Genomic DNA, 19,080 nt, shown 5'->3' on the forward strand with positions numbered 1-19,080 from the left:
CATCCGGTAGCTTCACTGCTACCGGATTAAATAAAAAACATCAATTGATAATAATTATCAATTAGAAGGAGAGTATGTTATGAAGAGATTATTTAGTATGTTTTTTGCATTAACTTTTGTCCTTGTTTTAGCCGCTTGTTCCAGTCAAGGTGAAGAATCCGAAGACAATTCCTCAGCTGATAGTGAAGACTCATCTTCAGAAACAGTTACATATGAATCTGAATCCGGCCCAGTAGAAATCCCTAAGAATCCTAAACGTATTGCTGCCTTAACTTATGGACCGAATGTCCTTTCATTAGATGGTGACTTAGTAGGCGTTGACCAATGGTCAAAAGCAAATCCTTTATTCACTGAAGACCTTGCAGATGTTACACAAATTACTGAAGAAGATCCTGAAAGTGTCTTAGCAGTTGAACCAGATCTAATCATAGCTGGAACAAACATGCAAAACCTTGAAGAGTTAGAGAAAATTGCACCAACTGTTGTCTTTACTTGGGGAGAACTTGACTACTTAGAACAACAAATTGAAATTGGAAAAATTCTAGGTAAAGAAGATGAAGCACGTGAATGGGCAGAGGACTTTGAGAGTCGTGCATCTCAGATAGGTAAAGAAATCAAAGAAAAACACGGTGAAGATGTGACTGTCACAATGTTCGAGACAAATGGTACCAACTTCTATATCTTTGGTGAAGCATGGGGTAGAGGAACAGAAATTCTCTTCCAAGCGATGGATTTAAATATGCCTGAAAATGTTGAAGAAGCTGTATCTGAAGAAGGCTACCATGAGATCTCTCAAGAAGTTTTATCTGAATATGCCGGTGATTACATTGTTTTAAGTCGTGGTGAAGACACTGATATGTCATTTACTGAAGATGAAGTATGGCAGTCAATACCAGCTGTTAAGGAAGGTAGAGTCATTGAAATTGATACTGCAAAAACGAGTTATAGTGATCCAACCACTCTTGAATATCTTCTAGAAATCTACGCAGAAGAATTAAATAAATAAACAGAAGCCCCCTAATATAGGGGGCTTCTGTAGCTTCTAATCTATTTTTTAACAAACTCTGACTTCAAGCCAAGTTGACCGAATCCTGGAATTTTACAATCAATGTCATGTCCATCTTCTGGATCAACCAATTTTATACCTTTTACTTTTGTTCCTTGTTTGATTACATTTGATGCACCTTTAACTTTTAAATCTTTAATCACACTAACATTATCACCATTATTTAATATGTTACCATTGGCATCTTTGACCATTGAAGCTGCTGTAGCTTCCGCTTCAGACTCTTTAGTCCATTCATGGTTACACATTGGGCATACAAATAGGCTACCGTCTTCATAAGTGTATTCCGAGTTACAATTTGGGCAATTTGGTAAGGTATTCTCCATGGTCTTCCTCCATTATTTAATCACTAATTTTAAGATACCATAAATACATAAGTCCTTATCAAAAAGATATACAATTCATGTTACTATAAATAATGATACTGAAAAGATTGGGGATTTCTATGGCTAAACTTTACTATCGCTACGGTACGATGCAGAGTAATAAAAGTAATCAAATTATCACAACACATTATCAATACACTACACAAGGCAAACGTTGTCTTGCTTTCACTTCTCCAATTGATTCAAGAAGTGGGTATCATAAGATTAAATCGCGTGTTGGGCTCGAACTTGATGCCGAATACGTCACTGATGATATCTTTGAGAAAGTTAAAAAAGAACATGAAAAAGAAAAGGTCTTTGCTGTCTTAGTTGATGAAGCACAATTTTTATCGAAAAAAGATATACACAATCTCAGTGATATCCCAGACTTGTTAGATATTCCTGTTATTGCCTTCGGTTTAAAAACTGACTTTAGGAATGAGTTGTTCGAAGGAAGTAAAACTTTGCTCGAATTAGCAGATGCAATTGATGAGTTGAAGACAGTATGCCAGTATTGCAACAAGAAGGCCACATTGAACCTTCGAATGCAAAATGGGATTCCGACAAACATCGGTGAAACGATTCAAATTGGTGATGAGGAATATGTTCCAGTTTGTAGAAAATGCTACAAAGAACGTTTAGATTTAATATAAGAAATACAAAGCAACTGTGAATTCACAGTTGCTTTTTTCACATGAAACATTTATCTTTTTACCAGTTCAATATTAGGGAGGTATCTCAGATTAAGCACATCGCCATCATCAAATGATATTGTAAATTCTGAAGTCCCACCATATTGCTCTGAACCTATGATAATTTGCATCTTCTCATAGTCAACGACATTCGACACACTAAGGCTTCCATACTTGTCTGTATTCGGTACATTGATATCATAAACACCCTCTGGAATATCTTCACCAACAACCCATAAACCAGTAGTGAGTACATCAATATCTGATGTTTCATAAGGCTCGAGTTCTACTCCTGAGTCATGCTGTGTCTCAAGTGTATAACCTTCATCTAAAAAGACAACTAGACTATCAGGATACTGTCCCTCATGGTTATTAATACCAGATAAGGTCTCACCAGCAACTATTCTACCTTCTGCATTTTCGACAGAAATACTACTAGTTTCTTCATGCGGTATCACTTTATAGCGGCCAGGTTCAATATCAGAACCAACCGAATGCGTTCCTTTGTCTAAACTGACAGCAGCACCTTCATTCATAAGATGGCTGTAGTCAATATAATCTATATCTTCATTTGTAGATGTTTCAGTTTCTGATGAACTAGTGTCCTGAGTTGAATTGTCATCAGGTTCATCATTAGTCGTTTTTTCAGTTGGTTCATCTCCAGAAATCCAACTGTTAATCTCATCTGCTAACTGATCAAATGGATTACTACATGCGGATAGTATCAAGGTAGATAAAAACAATAGACTTATAAAGCGATACTTCATCATGTCACTTCCTCAATTCTGTAATTTTAATCTAAGTGTAAACTTACCATGATTGAATAACAACTTGATTTAATATAAGCATTTTTAATAAACTCTGCTATAATATGTTAATTACGTTAAAGAGGTCTCTCATGAATAAACATTTAAATATTATTGCTATTATTTCTCTAACTATATATTTAGTCATTTGCTTCAGCGTTCTAGTAAAATTGAATTGGACTGAAGCATTCGACCTAAGTTTAATCCATTTCATCCAAGGATTTGTAACAGCAGAACGCGCTGAAATCATCGTCTTACTCACTGATATTGGTGGTTCTTTTGCGATTATCCTTTTTTCAATTTTAACCGTTAGTCTTTTATTCCTATTTAAGATGTATACTGCTGCACTTTGGTTTTCAAGCACTCTAGTTATCGGACCTGGTTTTCTTGTCAGTTTGATGAAGCGTCTTGTTGATAGAGAACGTCCTGATTTTCTCAGACTTGCATTTGAGTCTTCAGAGAGCTTTCCAAGCGGTCATTCTACTGCCTCTACAGTATTTTTTGGTCTTTTAGGTATCTTGCTCATTTATTTCGTCACACATACTTGGCAAAAGTATTTGATCGGCGTTATAACGATAGGCGTTATTTTATTTGTTATGACTTCAAGAATATTTCTTGGTGTCCATTTTCCAACAGACGTCCTTGCAGGTCTAACATTCGGTATCTTCATCATTACCTTATCTCTTAGTTTGTACTTCAAATATAGTCCAAAGTTAATTAACTATTTAGCACAACATTCTATAGAAGATAAAAGTCCATCTAGAAATTAATCTAGATGGACCTCATTTTATTCTGGGAAAGTAACATTTTCAATTCTAACAATACCAACTGGGTCTAATTCTACACCTTCAACAAGAGTTTCATTTACACCAATCCCAAGTTCTCCATAATAAAGCGGTGTAATTGGGAGATCCTCCATGAGAATTTCTTGCGCTGTATGATAGGCTTCAATACGGTCTTCATCTTCTGTTGATTCTTGTCCTGCTTCTAGATAGCTATCCAGTTCTGGATTCGAGTAATTCCATCTGTTACCAGAGCCGACAGAATCAGTGTGGAACATCGGATATAGACCGTAGTTAGGGTCACCAGTTACAGTAATCCACTGTAACATGAACATATCATGTGTACCTTGGTTTGCCATCTCTAAGAATGCGCCGTGTTCGTACTGTTCAATTGCAACCTCAATCCCTAGTTCTCCGAGAGACTCTTGAATGACTAAGGCAATGTCTCTGTTCTGTTCAGAATCAGATGTCCATATAACCGTTTCAAAACCGTCAGGTACACTCGACTCAGCCATATACTCTTTCGCTAAGTCTAAATCATAGGATACTTCTTCCATTTCCTCATTGTGTGCAAACACTGAAGGTGAAATATGATTTTTTGCATGGATCCCTCGCTCATTCAAAACACCGTTTATAATCTGTTCACGGTCAATCGCATGGGAAATTGCCTTTCTTACATTCTCATCATCAAACGGTTCTTTATCGTAGTTAAATGCAACATATGTCATCGATAGACTATCTTGATCGATAATATTTGTTTCTTCATGCTCTCTTACACGGTCCATAGATTCTGTATCAACGTTATCCGTAATACCAATACCACCTGTTTCTAATTCTGCTAGACGTGCTGAGTTTTCAGGAATTACACGGTAAGTTACCGTATCAAATTCTCTTTCACCACCATGAAAATCCTCAAATTTCTCTAAAACAATTTCATTACCGGGATCTCGATTTTGTAGTTTTAAGTGCCCAGTACCATCTGGTTTTTCAGAAATTATGGCCCCTACGTGTTCACCGATTTCTTCAGAAACAGCTTCAAACTCTTCTCCACCTGCTTCACGTAACTCATAATATTCTTCTAAAGTCACATCCGATTCAGCTTGGTCTAAGGCATTTTGGTAATCTTCATCTATAACTTCCTTACTCAATATACCTGCTGTATTGTGGGCTAAGTGACTCGGTAGCGGAGTGAACGGATAATCTGTCGTAAAGATGACAGTATGATCATCAACAATTTCAATGTCGTTAATCATTTCAAACATGAACGCTACAGAGGACCCAACCGATGGATCCATCACTCTGTCTAGAGTCGCTTCAACGTCTTCAGCTGTAAAATCTGATCCATTGTGGAATGTGACCCCATCTTTTAGCTCCAATGTCCATTCGTTTCCATCTTGTTCAAATGAACTCGCCAAACCTTCTTCAAATTCCATATCAACATTTTGTTGAACCAAGGTATCAAAAATTTGTGTTCTAAGCTGTGCGGATGGTATGTCGTTCGACACATGTGGGTCTAGAGAAACTGCTTCATTGATCATCCCAATCACTAGGTCGTTTCCACCCTCACCACTTGATTCACCACTCTCTGCCTCATCAACATCACTATCATCCGTACAAGCTACCAATAGTAAAATCATGGTAAACAACATAAAAAACCATAACTTCTTTTGCATAAACATCCCCCTTATTAATGTACGCGCTTTCATAAAATTATACCTGTCGGAATTCGAAATTTCAATAAATTGAATGATTATTCTGTTAATTCTTAGCTGCAGCTTTTACCAAGGCAGCAAATATTTTCTGTGAGTATTCATCTACTAAATAGGTCCCTTCAGGATGCCATTGCACCCCTATTAGAAAATTATATGACTTACTTTCAACTGCTTCTATAATTCCATCACTTGTCTTTGCAGTAATTTCAAAATGGTCTGGAATAGTTTTCACTGCCTGATGATGAAAACTATTTGTTTTCACTTTTGTCTGACCTAAAATACTATGTAGCTTCGTATTCTCCTTTATAGAAACTTTATGGGTCAAATAATTTTTGGGAACCTCTTGGTTATGTTTATATGTCCCTTCACCGACTTGTGAATATAAATCTTGATAGATAGTTCCACCTTGATGAATTGTTAGTACTTGAGCGCCTCTACAAATGCCAAGAATCGGGATATTGGCATCTAGTGCAAAATCTATTAGCTTCATTTCATAGGCGTCTCTACCAGGTTCAATCGCTCCCATTTTTTGATGAGGTGCTTCTCCAAAAAATTCAGGATCAACATCATCCCCTCCGGATAAAACTAATGCATCTAATGATTGAATTTGCGCTTTGATTAACGCATCGTTTTCCACCTTAGGTAAAATGATTGGCACTCCGCCTTCATTTGCTATAGCAATACTATACGATTCAGGTAATCTTAGCTGGTCTTCGCTAACAAAAGTTGTCACACCAATTACAGGTAAACTCATAAATATCCCCCTTAGATTTCTTATGTTAAATATTATCAGAGTTTTTAAATTTTTATAAGGAAAATAAAGACAGCTCATCTTGAGCTGTCTTTAAGCTTATCTATTTATCCATTGTTGACCAGCTTCTACCGCTTCACCCGGTAAACTGTGTCCATTGACCCAAATCGACGTTACATCGGCGTTATTATTCTTGAATATATCGATAACATGTTCACTCTCAGTCTCTGGTACAATAGGATCTCCCTTACCTAATGAAAGGAATACTTCTGCCTGACTAAAGTCAATTTTGGTTTCAATATTTTTAGGATATAACGGTGCAAATAACATTGCTTTTTTAAACTTATCTGGATGATTTAACATCATGTGAATCGCAATATTTGAGCCGTTAGAGAAGCCAACAAAAATGACATCATTTGTAGAAAATTCATATTCTGCTGCTTTTCCTTCGATAAAGTTCACTAGGTCTTCAGAACGTTTCTCTAAATCATCCCAGTCATAATTACCCTCGCCCAGACGTCTAAAGTAACGGTTCATACCATTTTCTTTTACTTCACCACGTACACTAAGGACGTTGTAGTTCGGTTCCATTACTTGTGCTAAAGGTAGTAAGTCATTCTCAGTTCCACCTGTACCGTGTAGCAATACAAATACTGGGGCACCTTTTTGGTTCTCTTTATAAATATATTCCATTATATAGTCACTTCCTTATCTATTCTGGTCTTTTTATACTGAAAAATTCACCGATTTTTGCATAATCACTCCCGGCAAGTCGACCGACTGCACGAAGTGCTGATGAATCAATATAACCCGTGGTTCTATCGAAAATTTGTTCAGACAGTGAGTAATGTTGAACACTCAATAACAATAAGTCTGCTGTTGGTACATCGCCATCAAAGATGACAGTATGGTTATATAATTTTGTCTCAAATTTCACCTTAGCTTCTTTAATACCTTGTACATTGATTGTCTGTGAATCTTCAGTTGTAAAATCTGCATGATTCAATTCACTGTCATCAGGAGCATACGATCCTGATGTTAAATTCACCTGTTCTACATTGTCTTCATCAACAATATGCACGACAGCTTCACCGTTATTTAAGGTGTTTCTTGCTGTATCTTTCATTTCTCCGTTAACCCGTTGCACAGAAACTGATAAAATCGCAGGCTTATAAGAAACGATATTAAAATAACTAAAGGGGGCAAGGTTGATTATCTCATCTGCAGATTGACTTACAACGAGTGCAATCGGTCTCGGCCCAATAGCGCCAATCAGTATTTTGTTTTGTTCTTTTATCGAGAGGTCTGAAGCTTTGAAGTTATACATTACGATACTCCTTATAAATCTAGTTTTGGCAAGGTACGTTCATATTCTTCTCTACGATGTTCATATTGAGGCGGTAATTGTAATGATGTTCCTAGGTCTTTCTTATCTTCATCAACAGCAAAACCAGGCTCATCCGTAGCAAATTCGAATACAATATAACCAAATTCACTTGTATAAACAGACTTAAAGTATTTTCTATCTCTCACTTCGGTGACACCTAGCTCCTGACTTTGAATAAAGCTTTGCCATTCTTTTAATGTCTCTAAATTCGGTACAGACCATGCGATATGATGTACTGTACCAATTCCGAAACGCCCTCTCGGGCTTGGTGGTAACGCCGTTATAACGTGGTGTTTTTCACTACCGACGGTTTCAAAGTGATAACTTTGCCCCTGTGTTTGAATTGGTGTTAAACCTAGTCCACTAGTTAATAATTCATTCGTTGCTTCAGGGTGACTGGATAAGAGTACTGCTCCATGGAAACCGATAATAGCTTTGTTGTCAGATTCATCATTACCTTCTACTAAAGCTAATTCAAGACCATGCACATCATCGAATTCTAAGGTATCCTTATCGAATAACTGTGTAATTTGAGTCTTGATATCTAAGTCATTTAGATGCTTCTGCCAATCACCCATAGTACCTTTAGGAATTCTAAAGGCAATACGTCCAACCTGTCCGCTACCTTTTAAGCCTGGACGGTCAACGATCCAGTTAAAGAAAGTAATGATTGTTCCTGGATTCCCATCTTCATCTCCAAAATATAAATGATAAACACCTGGATCATCAAAGTTAACGGTTTGTTTTACTAATCTTAAACCGAGTACGTCTCTGTAAAATTTGATGTTTTCATTTGGGTCTCCAACAATAGCAGTGATATGGTGTATTCTCTTAATAGCTTCCATGGTCCGCCTCCTTTATTTTTTTGATCTCGTGGTATCAAATGGTCTTATTTGAGCTTCGATTTGCTCACGTTTTGGCTCTAAGAATGGTGGTAATGCTAAGCTTTCACCAAGTGTTTCGTACGGTTCATCATCCATGAATCCAGGGCCATCAGTAGATAATTCAATTAAGATATGCCCGATACGCGCATAAAGAGCACCGAAGTAGAAGCGATCCACTAAACCAGAGTTTCCAATACCCATCGTACGATATTTTTTCTCCCATTCTTCTAGAGCTGCTTGATCTTCTACTCTAAATGACACGTGGTGGACCTCACCGTAGCCTTGTCTGCCTTCAACACCTTGGTCTTTACGTAAAATAACTTGGCCGCCGTTTCCACCCTCGCCAACATCCAGTAAAGTCACATTTTCTTCTTCAAGTACTGGTTTCATACCATAAATATCTTGTAATACTTTTTTGAAGTCATCGTAATAAGATACTGTAATTTCTATTGGACCTAAGCCGTAAATTGCTTTGTCTTCTGGAACAGGTCCATTTTTCCAAGGTTGTCCTGGTTCTACACCTTGATTTTTTTCATCAGAGAAGAGTTGATAACGTTGACCGTCTTCTTCTTCAAACGGTAAGACTTTTTTACCGAATAACTCTTGAATTCCGTCGTGTTTTACACCTTTTTCTTCAAAACGTTCTAAATAGTATTCAAGCGCAGCATCATTTGGTACTCTGAATCCTGTTCTTGAAATTGCATTCGTGCCTCTTGAACCTCTTGGGTTGTTCGGGAAGTCGAAGAATGTCATGTCTGTTCCTGGTGAACCTACATCATCCGCAAAGAATGTATGATAAGTTTGAATGTCATCTTGGTTAACGGTCTTCTTAACCAATCTCATACCGAGAACTTCTGTCATAAAGTCATAGTTTCTCATCGCGTTATTTGTCATTGCAGTGACATGGTGAATACCTTTTAAATCTGTTTTAGTCATTATAATTCCTCCAATTATTAGTTAAGTAAGCTTTCTGCGTGTATGCCGATGCGCTTAAACAAATCGATTGCAGTATCGATTTCTTCATCGTCTAATTCTTCAAACACTTTATTGATAACCGCTTCTTGTTCTACAACTCTTGCTCTCATATATGCTTTACCTTCATCCGTGATGCAAGCAAACATTTTTCTTCTGTCTTCTGGACAAGGTTGCCGATACAAAAAGCCTCTTTCTTCTAATTTGTCGATAACGTAAGTGATGCTCCCGCTACCCATGAGAATCCTTTTCCCAATCGATTGAATCGCTTGATCTCCTTTATGGTAGAGCAATTCCAGAACAGCGTATTCATTTAAGTTAATCTCTTTCTTTAAAAAATCTTGCTTGATTAGCTTTTGAACAGATTGAGATGATTTGATGAGAACAGTAAATGCTTTAATCCGAGCTTCATTTTGATTCACTAGCGGCACCTCCTTATATTTCTAATTTGAATATATTAAATTTAATCTTTTTATATTGTATTAGTTAGAAATAGAAAAATCAAGGACTTTATTTCGATTTCTAATAATAAAATGTATTGATTAGTCTGAATATTTATTGAATTAAGATAAGTGTTGTGCTATTGTTAGTAAAAAATTGTTTCAAAGAGGGTCTATGATGATAGAGATCAAAGAGTTAACCACATTAGAAGAAATAGAAAAAATAGGCGAGCTTGAAAAAAGCATCTGGGGTATGACTCCCTTACCAATACACCAGACTTTAACGGCCGTTAAAAACGGCGGGATCGTAATAGGGGCTTTTGATAATGAAAAGATAATTGGCTTTAGTTATGGATTCGCAGGCTTTAAAGATGGATTTACCTATTTATGTTCACATATGCTTGGGATTGATGAAAGCTATCGTTCTAAACGTATTGGTCAACAACTTAAGGAAGCTCAAGCAAAGAGTGCTCTTAAAAAGGGCTATGCTGAAATGCACTGGACTTTTGATCCCTTAGAAACAAGGAATGCTTATTTAAACCTATCTAAACTTGGTGGCATCGTTAATGTGTACATGGAGAACGCATACGGCAAAATGACAGATGGAATAAATAAGGGGCTCCCTTCAGACCGTTTTGAAGTTCACTGGTTTTTATCGAGTGAGCATAGACGGTCTTTCCAGGCTCCTAGCTTAGATGATGCGCTCGTCTTAAATGAGGTATCTATAAAAGATGGTGTACCAAGCTTTAGTCGTGTGTCACAGCAGACATTAACTGAACCCGTATATGGCGTGAAAGTACCTAAGGATTTTCAACATGTAAAGAAGATCGATTCAACAATCGCCTTAAACTGGCGTTTAAAGACAAGGGAAATATTCCAAGCGCTTTTTAAAGCTGGTTATGCCGCAGTACATCTTTACCCAGAAGATGATACTGCGACTTATATTTTTGTACCTATAACATCATTAAATTTGGAGGCATATAAATAATGAAAATAGAAAAAGTTACATTAAGATTGATGGAAATGGAAATGAAAGCGCCGTTTACAACAAGTTTTGGCACATTTAAAAATAGAGCGTTTATTTTGGTCGAAGCAACTGCTGATGATGGTACAACAGGTTGGGGAGAAACTGTTGCATTTTATGCACCACTTTATAGTGAGGAAACAGTCAAAACAAACTGGCATATGTTAGAAGATTATTTAATTCCACTAATTTTAAATCAAGAAATTAACCATCCAGATGAAGTTAGTGAAATATTCTCTCCAATTAGAAAGAACAATATGGCAAAAGCAGCGCTAGAGGGCGCAATCTGGGATGTCTATGCGCGTCAAAACAATCAATCATTAGCAGAAGCGCTTGGAGGAACAAGAGAAACAATTGACGTCGGAATAAGTATCGGAATTCAAGATTCTATAGAATCACTGGTTGAAATTGTGAGAGGTTTCGTTGATGAAGGTTATAAACGAATTAAGGTAAAAATTAAGCCAGACTGGGATGTTGACGTCATGCGTACACTACGTCAAGAATTTCCAAATACGGCAATTATGGCAGATGCTAACTCTGCATACAGTCTTGAAGATGCACATTTACTACAAGAACTGGATGCCTTTGATTTAATGATGATTGAACAGCCTCTAGCATCGGATGACATCATTGACCATGCAACTTTACAAAAACAATTAAAAACACCGATTTGTTTAGATGAAAGTATCCATTCCTTAGAAGATGCGCGTAAGGCTGTTGAGCTCGGTAGCACAAAAATTATTAACATTAAAATTGGTCGAGTGGGTGGTTTAACTGAAGCGGTTAAAATTCACGACTACTGTCAGTCACATAACATCCCAGTCTGGTGTGGTGGCATGCTAGAGTCAGGTGTTGGCCGCGCACATAACGTGGCGTTAACGACCTTATCTAACTTCACTTTACCAGGAGATACTGCAAGCTCTAGCCGTTACTGGGATAAGGATATCATCGAACCTGAAGTCGTGTCTGAAGATGGTGTTATTGTTGTGCCTACAAATCCTGGTATAGGTTATGAAGTAAATCTAGAAGCGGTGGATCAATTTACAGTAAATAAAAAAGAGTTTAAATAAAAGGGGAGACAAATATGAAAAAGAGCTTCCAAATAGGTAGTGCCTTCGTCGGGTTGATTGTCGGTGCAGGTTTCGCTTCCGGACAAGAGGTGATGCAATATTTTACAAGCTTTGGTTTATGGGGAACAGTCGGTGCTATAGTCACCGGTCTACTCTTTATATTTTTGGGTTACACATTCGCTCAGTTAGGGACTAAATTGCAAGCAAAATCCCACAGAGCTGTACTTTATTACATTGGTGGTAAGTATATCGGTCCAGTTCTAGATATTATCATCACTTTTTTCCTATTTGGTGTGGCAGTCGTAATGTTCGCAGGTTCTGGCTCGACTTTTGAACAAGTCCTTGGAATTAATACTATGGTAGGGAGCATCATAATGGTTGTGTTAACAATTCTTACCCTACTGTTAGATACTAATAAAATAATAGGTATCATTGCATCAATTACACCTTATTTAATTGCAGTTATATTAATTATTGTTGTCTATTCAATTTTAACAATGAACATCACTTTTTCTGAAGCGGATGAAATCGCAAGAACCCAAGCACCTGCAGCATCAAATTGGCTACTAAGCGCCTTTTTATACGTCTCTTATAACTTAGCCGCTGGTGCTGCCCTACTTATAATTATGACGGGGAACATTAAAGACAAAAAAGTTGCTGGTTTAGGCGGAATTATTGGTGGGGCAATTTTAGGATTTTTAATCATCCTAATCCACACAGGTATGTTAGCAAGAATTGATGTGGTAGCTGGTTCGGATATGCCAACCCTAAAACTCGCTACAGAGATTAATCCAGTCGTTGGTATATTAACTGCGATTGCCTTACTTGGTATGATGTATAATACTGCAGTCGGTATGTTCTACTCATTCACTGTCCGTTTCTTCGCTCCAGAGAGTAAGGCATTTAATCCAGCTGTTATAATCATAGGAATTATAGGTTTCATTGCAAGCCTTGTTGGCTTTACAAACCTAGTAAGTAGTGTGTATTCACTCATGGGTTATCTTGGTTTTGCACTGATTATCCTAGCGCTCGTCGCTTGGTTTCGAAAACCTAAAACAAATGAATCTTAATGGAGGTATCTTATGCTAGATAGATTACTGAACGACTATAATCAAGAACTAAATTATGACGGTATAGATGGCAAACGTTTAGCACATAGATTATACGAATTATCCCAAATCGGATCGTTATCGTCTGGCGGTGTGAATCGACGTGGTTTTTCTAAAGAAGAAAAAGAAGCAAAAGCGCTTGTTACATCTTGGATGACAAAGGCTGGCCTTAAAGTTGAAACTGATGGTGCGGGTAATATCTTTGGTCGGTTAGTAGGTAAAGACAACAGTCAATCTGTTGCATCTGGCTCGCATTTAGATACTGTCCCAGCAGGCGGAAATTTTGACGGTGTACTCGGTGTCTTAGCTGCCCTAGAACTTGTAGAAGCTTGGCGAACACAGGATTTTACGCCTGAGAAATCTTTTGAAGTCGTCATTTTTAGTGATGAAGAAGGTGCCAGATTCTCCAGTGGAGTCTTTGGTAGTCGCGCATATACGGGGTTATTAACTGAAGAAATTATGGCAAATGTTAGAGATAGTGACGGTTTAAATCTGGAAGAAGTTTTAGAGCAATATGGTTCAAATTTAAACGACTTTAAAAATATAAAACAAAGAGATTGGACATTTTTTGCTGAGACACATATCGAACAGGGTAAGCTTCTAGAAAAACATAATCTACCTGTAGGAATTGTCAGTGGTATCGCTGGACAATCATGGTTAGAAATCGAGTTTAAAGGCCTAGCTGGGCATGCTGGTAATACACCGATGAACGACCGTCAGGACGCACTCGTCGCTGCAGGGCGTTTCGTTTCTGAAATTGAAACACTCCCATCTACAGTTAGTGATACTGCTGTTGCTACAGTGGGTAAACTGTCAGTATCTCCAAACGGCGCCAACGTTATTCCGGAATCAGTGAAACTCATCGTTGATATTAGAGATATTCATGAAGATACCAGGGAATTACTCATCGATAAAATCCGCAAACAAGCGAAGCAAATTTCTGATGAGCGGGGAATTGAAGTCTTTATTGAACGTACTTCCAGTGTTAAACCTATCCCAATCGATACGGTCTATAAAGAAGAATTGAAGTCAATTTTAAAAGCAATGAACATAGAACCACTTGAACTGCCTAGTGGCGCAGGTCATGATTCTATGAATATCGGCTTAGAGATACCTGTAGCAATGATCTTCGCACGAAGTGTAGATGGTATTAGTCATAATCCTAAAGAATGGACATCTTTAAATGACTGTGTGACCACTATACATGTCTTGAAGCAATTTATGGAAAAACAAATGAGAAAATAAAATATTAGAATAACAATGGCCGACTATCGTCAAAATAATCGGCCATTGTCTATTACATCCTAGAATTAAATGATTCTATTTTTAATTTAATTTCATCTCTAACACGCCGAAATTCTGAAAGTGGTAAACCTGCTGGATCATCAAGACCCCAGTGAGCTTTCTTAGTATTCTTAGGTAGGACTGGACAGTTATTATCAGCATCACTACACAAAGTAACGACTAAATCAGCTGTTCCTAAAATTTGCTTATCAATGATGTTGGATGTTTGTTGTGAAATATCTATTCCCACTTCATCCATAACAGTAACTGCATTTTCGTTAATGCCATGTGCCTCAATACCCGCTGAATATACCTTCCATTCAGCCCCCATGATTTCCTTCGCCCATGCCTCAGCCATCTGACTTCTACATGAGTTTCCTGTACATATAAAATAAATTGTTTTAGCCATCTTCTTCCTCCTAAAGGAATAGTAAAGTAAAGTATAACCCCAACAGAGTCAGTATAAGGACTGGTGGGGTAATCATGATGCCTATCTTAAAATATGTACCCCATGAAATTTTCATATTTTTTGAAGCTAAAACATGAAGCCATAACAAGGTTGCTAATGAACCAATTGGTGTAATCTTTGGACCTAGGTCTGAACCTATAATATTCGCATAGATCATTGCCTCTTGTATGACACCTTGCACACCAGATTCTTTGATAGCAATTGCATTAATCATCACTGTAGGCATGTTGTTCATCATCGAAGATAGAACGGCTGCAATGCTTCCCATGCCCATTACTGTAGCCAGTAATCCATATTCTGTTATCTGTAAAAGTAAGTCTGATAAAACATCAGTCAATCCAACATTTCTTAAACCAAATACGACAACATACATCCCTATAGAAAATACGACGATATTCCATGGTGCTCCTTTAACTACTTGACCAACATTGACCACAGGTGATTTTATCGCTAATAGAATAAATACAATAGCTGTTAAACCGGCAATCAGTGAGACTGGAATCTGTAGAAACTCACTTGCAATATATCCTACTAAGAGGACAGACAAGACCAACCAAGAAACCTTAAACATAAAGCGATCTTTGATTAGACTATTCGGTTTAATAATAGCTTCTGAACTAAAGTGTTTCGGAATTGCTTTTCTGAAAAATAACCACAGTACAATAATACTTGCAATCAACGAGAATATATTCGGAATAATCATATGTAAGAAATACTCTAAGAATCCGATATTAAAATAGTCTGCTGACACAATATTAACCAGGTTACTCACCACAAGTGGTAAGGAAGTCGTATCTGCAATAAATCCAGAAGCAATTACAAATGGGAATATCGCTTGTTCCTTAAAGCTCAGCTGTCTGACCATCGCAAGTACAATTGGGGTTAAAATTAGTGCAGCACCATCATTCGCAAAGAATGCTGCTACAACTGCACCTAAAAGCATCATATTAACAAACATTTTTTTACTGCTACCATTTGAGGCTTTCACCATCAAACTTGCCGCCCATTCAAAGAATCCTATTTCATCTAGTATCAAAGAAATTATGATGACAGCAACAAAGGTCAGGGTGGCATTCCAAACAATACCCGTTACTTCAACGATATCTGAAAAGGAAACCACGCCAAAAATGATCGCAACAATCGCTCCAACGGCTGCCGAAATACCAATATCCAAGCCGCGTGGTTGTGTAATAACAAAAAATAAAGTAATTAAAAATATGAGTATTGCTAGTATCGTCATGCGTTACAATCCTCCGTTATGGAATGACAAATACACTCACTAGAAGGTCGACTAATCATATCTAGAGATTGTTTAAGATTATTTAAAATATCGTTATTTAATCGATACATAAATTTATTACCCTCTCTCCTTTTAGTGACCACTCTATTTTCGACCAGAACTTTCATATGATGACTTAAAGTGGGTTGACTAAAATTAAAATAAGATAAGATATCGTGTCCACACAATTCATTACAAGAAAGTAAATCTATAATCTCTAAACGACTTTCATCTGCCAATATCCTTAATTGTGTTGCTAGGTTGCTATAGTTCATATACTCACCTCGAATATAGATTACTATCTATATAGATATTTGTCTATATTATTTTTACATATTTTATACAAAAGAAAACATTCCCTTAACAGTACTGTGCTAATTTTATTAGTGAAACTTATAACATACTTGGAGGGCTTTATGAAACATTCAGATTTCACAAATCAGAAACATACATATGGTATTAGAAAATTCACTACAGGTGTAGGTGTTGCAGTTTTAGGCACATTCCTTTTCACCGGACTCGGTCAAACCGCTTCAGCAGATGAAGTGGAAACAGCTGAGGAAACAGCAACGATCGAGGAAGAAATCAATTCTGAAAATCCAGCTGAAGTAGTTGCAGAAACGAGTGAAGGAGTAGAAGGCGAAAAAATAACTAATGAGCTGCCTGTTGTTGAAGAGGAAGTAACGCCTACAGAACCTGTTGAACAAGCTACTGAAGCGCCTATGCCCATTGAAGAAGAAATCAATGATCCAACGCCAGCAGATGAAGTGAATGAAGCAGCTGTTGAAGAACAAGCGGAAGAAGTGCCTTCTGAGGATTTTTTAGAAGAGACCCCAGTTGAAGAAAGCATTGAAGAAGCGCCTGTTGAAGACGATGCTACAGAAGATGTCTTAGAAGAGGAAACACAAACTGAAGTCACACCTGTAGTGGAAGACACTAACGTTATTGAGGAAGAGACCGAAAAAACACTTGTCGAAGAGGAGGTAGTTGAGGAAGAAACACCTGTTGAAGAAGATACAGCTGAAGAGGTAGAGGAATACCCTGAAACAGCAAATGAAGAACTTGAAGTTACACATAAGAGCCGATACGAAACTGGGGCACCTTTTGATGGAGCGGGAACGGAAATTGTACAGCATAATCCTAAAAATAACTATATCTACTCTGTAAACGGTTATGAGACGTCATTAGATATCATTGATGGCTCTACCGAAGAATTAAAGCTTATAAATCAAATATTCTTAGAAGACTATGGAGTTGAAGCGGGCGACCTAACAAGTGTTGCCGTTAACCCTAGCGGTGAATATATTGCTGTCGCTGCCCCGGCTGAAGTAAAAACAGATAATGGACAAGTTGTGTTCTTTGATTATCTAGGAAAATATTTAAATCGTTTAACTGTTGGCGCACTTCCAGATATGCTGACATATACTCCGGATGGTGACTCATTATTAGTTGCGAATGAAGGTGAATTAAATGATGAGTATACAATCAATCCACCAGGTGGTATCTCAGTCATTGATACAAGAAAATCACCACAACACTTAACACAAGATGATGTAACGACTGTAAATGTAACAAAAGAAGATATTCCAGAAGATTTCCGTCCACTAGGTCCAAACCCTGATGAATATCATTTAAATGCCGAACCTGAATATATCGTTGTTGATAATAACAGTGAATATGCTTATGTCGCTTTCCAAGAAGTAAGTGCCATTGGTAAGTTCAATATCGCAAATAAATCTTTTGAAAGAATCCAATCTATGGGCTATAAAGATCACTCTATGCCTGGCATGGGTATGGATGTTTCAGATGAGGACGGCGGAGCTGACATTACACCTGTACCAGTTTTAGGTATGTATCAACCTGATGGTATTGCTTTATATGAGGTTAACGGTGAAACGTATATAGTTACAGCTAACGAAGGTGACTCTCAAGACTATGATGGTTATAGTGAAGAAGTTAGAGTCTCTGATATTAAAGACTTGATTCAATTGGATGCACAGTATTATAACGGCTTTACACAAGAAGAACTAGATGACATGGTAGCAAATGGTCTCTTTGATGACGATCAGCTCGGTCGTTTAACAGTAACGTTAGATCATCCATTCAAAACAGGGGATATCCATAATGCAATTGTCTCATTTGGTGCACGTTCATTCTCTATTATGAGAGCTTCAGATATGGCGATGATCTATGACAGCGGTGATGAATTTGAGAAAACAACTCTTAACTACATTCCCGACTGGTTCAATGTTGATATTGAAGCACCAGATGAACTAGCGATGGATGGCCGTAGTGATAACAAGGGCCCTGAAACAGAGTCTGTAGTAGTGGGTACAGTCGGCGAAGAGCAATATGCCTTTATTGGATCGGAGCGTACTGGTGGATTCTTCATATATAACGTGAGCAATCCGGATGCAACCTATTTCGTCGACTACGTATATGATGCATCACTTACAGACATCTCTCCTGAAGGAATGGACTTTATAGCCGCAGAAGATAGCCCTGAAGGTGTACCAATGCTAGCTGTAGGTCATGAATTATCAGGTACCATTTCACTCTTTGAACTCACGTCATTATTAAATAACGACGTAGAAAATGGTTCTACAGATGTAGAAGATAACGGTACAGAAGATGTCATGGTTGATGGAGAAGATTCAAATGATAAAAAACCAGATTTAGACAAGGAAGATATTATAAAGGATGTTAGTGCATCAGATTCAGATGAAGTGACAGCTAGCAATGATGTTTCACGTGAAAATACGGCTGTTACAAAAACATCAACGAATGCTAGAATGACTGCAGATCCAAACCTTACTACTGCGGCAGTTAGCCAAGGCACAGAACAAAGCAGTAAGAAAGACAGCCAAGAAACCCTACCAAACACTGGAATCACTGCACCAGAAACAGGTGTACTTGCTGCAATTCTATTAGGCTTAGGTGGTTTCTTTACCTTCTTTAGAAGAAATAGAAAAGAACAGTAAGACATGA

The 19,080-nt window shown here is 37.6% G+C and carries 20 protein-coding genes; 8 read left to right on the forward strand and 12 right to left on the reverse strand.

Translation table 11 applies throughout. The features are described from left to right. Positions 1-79 precede the first annotated feature (79 nt). The gene (locus H624_RS0100935) at positions 80-1,006 is read left to right on the forward strand and encodes an iron-hydroxamate ABC transporter substrate-binding protein (protein ID WP_026865898.1); all 927 of its coding nucleotides are present in this window, start codon (positions 80-82) and stop codon (positions 1,004-1,006) included. A gap of 41 nt (positions 1,007-1,047) precedes the next feature. Here the strand turns inward: H624_RS0100935 and H624_RS0100940 are convergent, their stop codons facing one another. Further along, positions 1,048-1,392: a zinc ribbon domain-containing protein YjdM gene (locus H624_RS0100940; protein ID WP_026865899.1), complete on the reverse strand. Its 345-nt coding sequence runs from the start codon at positions 1,390-1,392 to the stop codon at positions 1,048-1,050. A gap of 119 nt (positions 1,393-1,511) precedes the next feature. Here H624_RS0100940 and H624_RS0100945 point away from each other — a divergent pair, with 119 nt between their 5' ends. Next, positions 1,512-2,084 carry a thymidine kinase gene (locus H624_RS0100945; protein WP_026865900.1) on the forward strand — a complete coding sequence of 191 codons (573 nt, stop codon included), beginning with the start codon at positions 1,512-1,514 and terminating at the stop codon, positions 2,082-2,084. Positions 2,085-2,134: 50 nt separating this feature from the next. Here the strand turns inward: H624_RS0100945 and H624_RS0100950 are convergent, their stop codons facing one another. Continuing rightward, positions 2,135-2,893, reverse strand: coding sequence for a hypothetical protein (locus H624_RS0100950; RefSeq protein WP_035855298.1), 759 nt, complete (start codon positions 2,891-2,893; stop codon positions 2,135-2,137). 128 nt (positions 2,894-3,021) lie between these two features. Between H624_RS0100950 and H624_RS0100955 the strand changes: the two genes are divergently transcribed. Further along, positions 3,022-3,699 (forward strand): phosphatase PAP2 family protein, encoded by a 678-nt coding sequence (locus tag H624_RS0100955; protein ID WP_026865902.1) that lies wholly within the window; start codon positions 3,022-3,024, stop codon positions 3,697-3,699. A gap of 17 nt (positions 3,700-3,716) precedes the next feature. Here H624_RS0100955 and H624_RS0100960 read toward each other — a convergent pair whose 3' ends face one another. The 7 genes from H624_RS0100960 to H624_RS0100990 all read right to left on the reverse strand — a co-directional run bounded on the left by H624_RS0100960 (position 3,717) and on the right by H624_RS0100990 (position 9,848). After that, on the reverse strand, positions 3,717-5,384 hold the full coding sequence (locus tag H624_RS0100960; protein ID WP_026865903.1) for an ABC transporter substrate-binding protein: 1,668 nt from the start codon (positions 5,382-5,384) through the stop codon (positions 3,717-3,719). An 85-nt stretch (positions 5,385-5,469) separates the two neighbouring features. After that, entirely contained in the window at positions 5,470-6,177 is a 708-nt protein-coding gene (locus H624_RS0100965) for a gamma-glutamyl-gamma-aminobutyrate hydrolase family protein (RefSeq protein WP_026865904.1), read from the reverse strand. Positions 6,178-6,273: 96 nt separating this feature from the next. Continuing rightward, positions 6,274-6,867, reverse strand: a complete 594-nt coding sequence (locus tag H624_RS0100970) for an alpha/beta hydrolase (RefSeq protein ID WP_026865905.1) — start codon at positions 6,865-6,867, stop codon at positions 6,274-6,276. A 19-nt stretch (positions 6,868-6,886) separates the two neighbouring features. Further along, positions 6,887-7,501: a flavin reductase family protein gene (locus H624_RS0100975; protein ID WP_026865906.1), complete on the reverse strand. Its 615-nt coding sequence runs from the start codon at positions 7,499-7,501 to the stop codon at positions 6,887-6,889. A gap of 11 nt (positions 7,502-7,512) precedes the next feature. Then, complete coding sequence (locus H624_RS0100980; protein ID WP_026865907.1) at positions 7,513-8,406, reverse strand: VOC family protein; 894 nt, start codon at positions 8,404-8,406, stop codon at positions 7,513-7,515. A 12-nt stretch (positions 8,407-8,418) separates the two neighbouring features. After that, positions 8,419-9,381 carry a ring-cleaving dioxygenase gene (locus H624_RS0100985; RefSeq protein ID WP_026865908.1) on the reverse strand — a complete coding sequence of 321 codons (963 nt, stop codon included), beginning with the start codon at positions 9,379-9,381 and terminating at the stop codon, positions 8,419-8,421. A 17-nt stretch (positions 9,382-9,398) separates the two neighbouring features. Continuing rightward, a complete protein-coding gene (locus H624_RS0100990) occupies positions 9,399-9,848 on the reverse strand; it encodes a MarR family winged helix-turn-helix transcriptional regulator (protein WP_245570511.1) in 450 nt (149 codons plus the stop codon). A 187-nt stretch (positions 9,849-10,035) separates the two neighbouring features. Between H624_RS0100990 and H624_RS0100995 the strand changes: the two genes are divergently transcribed. The 4 genes from H624_RS0100995 to H624_RS0101010 are packed head-to-tail and all read left to right on the forward strand — an operon-like array spanning position 10,036 to position 14,305. Then, on the forward strand, positions 10,036-10,845 hold the full coding sequence (locus tag H624_RS0100995; RefSeq protein WP_026865910.1) for a GNAT family N-acetyltransferase: 810 nt from the start codon (positions 10,036-10,038) through the stop codon (positions 10,843-10,845). Then, on the forward strand, positions 10,845-11,951 hold the full coding sequence (menC, locus tag H624_RS0101000; protein WP_026865911.1) for an o-succinylbenzoate synthase: 1,107 nt from the start codon (positions 10,845-10,847) through the stop codon (positions 11,949-11,951). Before H624_RS0100995 ends, menC begins: the two co-directional genes overlap by 1 nt. 14 nt (positions 11,952-11,965) lie before the next feature. Further along, a complete protein-coding gene (locus tag H624_RS0101005) occupies positions 11,966-13,021 on the forward strand; it encodes a YkvI family membrane protein (RefSeq protein ID WP_026865912.1) in 1,056 nt (351 codons plus the stop codon). Between the two features lie 12 nt (positions 13,022-13,033). Beyond that, positions 13,034-14,305 (forward strand): M20 family metallo-hydrolase, encoded by a 1,272-nt coding sequence (locus H624_RS0101010; protein ID WP_026865913.1) that lies wholly within the window; start codon positions 13,034-13,036, stop codon positions 14,303-14,305. A 52-nt stretch (positions 14,306-14,357) separates the two neighbouring features. Here H624_RS0101010 and arsC read toward each other — a convergent pair whose 3' ends face one another. The 3 genes from arsC to H624_RS0101025 are packed head-to-tail and all read right to left on the reverse strand — an operon-like array spanning position 14,358 to position 16,367. After that, complete coding sequence (arsC, locus tag H624_RS0101015; RefSeq protein ID WP_026865914.1) at positions 14,358-14,753, reverse strand: arsenate reductase (thioredoxin); 396 nt, start codon at positions 14,751-14,753, stop codon at positions 14,358-14,360. Positions 14,754-14,763: 10 nt separating this feature from the next. Beyond that, on the reverse strand, positions 14,764-16,053 hold the full coding sequence (locus H624_RS0101020) for an arsenic transporter (RefSeq protein ID WP_026865915.1): 1,290 nt from the start codon (positions 16,051-16,053) through the stop codon (positions 14,764-14,766). Next, positions 16,050-16,367, reverse strand: coding sequence for an ArsR/SmtB family transcription factor (locus H624_RS0101025; protein ID WP_026865916.1), 318 nt, complete (start codon positions 16,365-16,367; stop codon positions 16,050-16,052). Before H624_RS0101025 ends, H624_RS0101020 begins: the two co-directional genes overlap by 4 nt. A 141-nt stretch (positions 16,368-16,508) precedes the next feature. Between H624_RS0101025 and H624_RS12310 the strand changes: the two genes are divergently transcribed. Next, positions 16,509-19,073, forward strand: coding sequence for a choice-of-anchor I family protein (locus H624_RS12310; RefSeq protein ID WP_051220430.1), 2,565 nt, complete (start codon positions 16,509-16,511; stop codon positions 19,071-19,073). Positions 19,074-19,080: the final 7 nt, after the last annotated feature.

The sequence above is a fragment of the Jeotgalicoccus marinus DSM 19772 genome (assembly GCF_000425825.1).
Taxonomy (GTDB): Bacteria; Bacillota; Bacilli; order Staphylococcales; family Salinicoccaceae; genus Jeotgalicoccus; species Jeotgalicoccus marinus.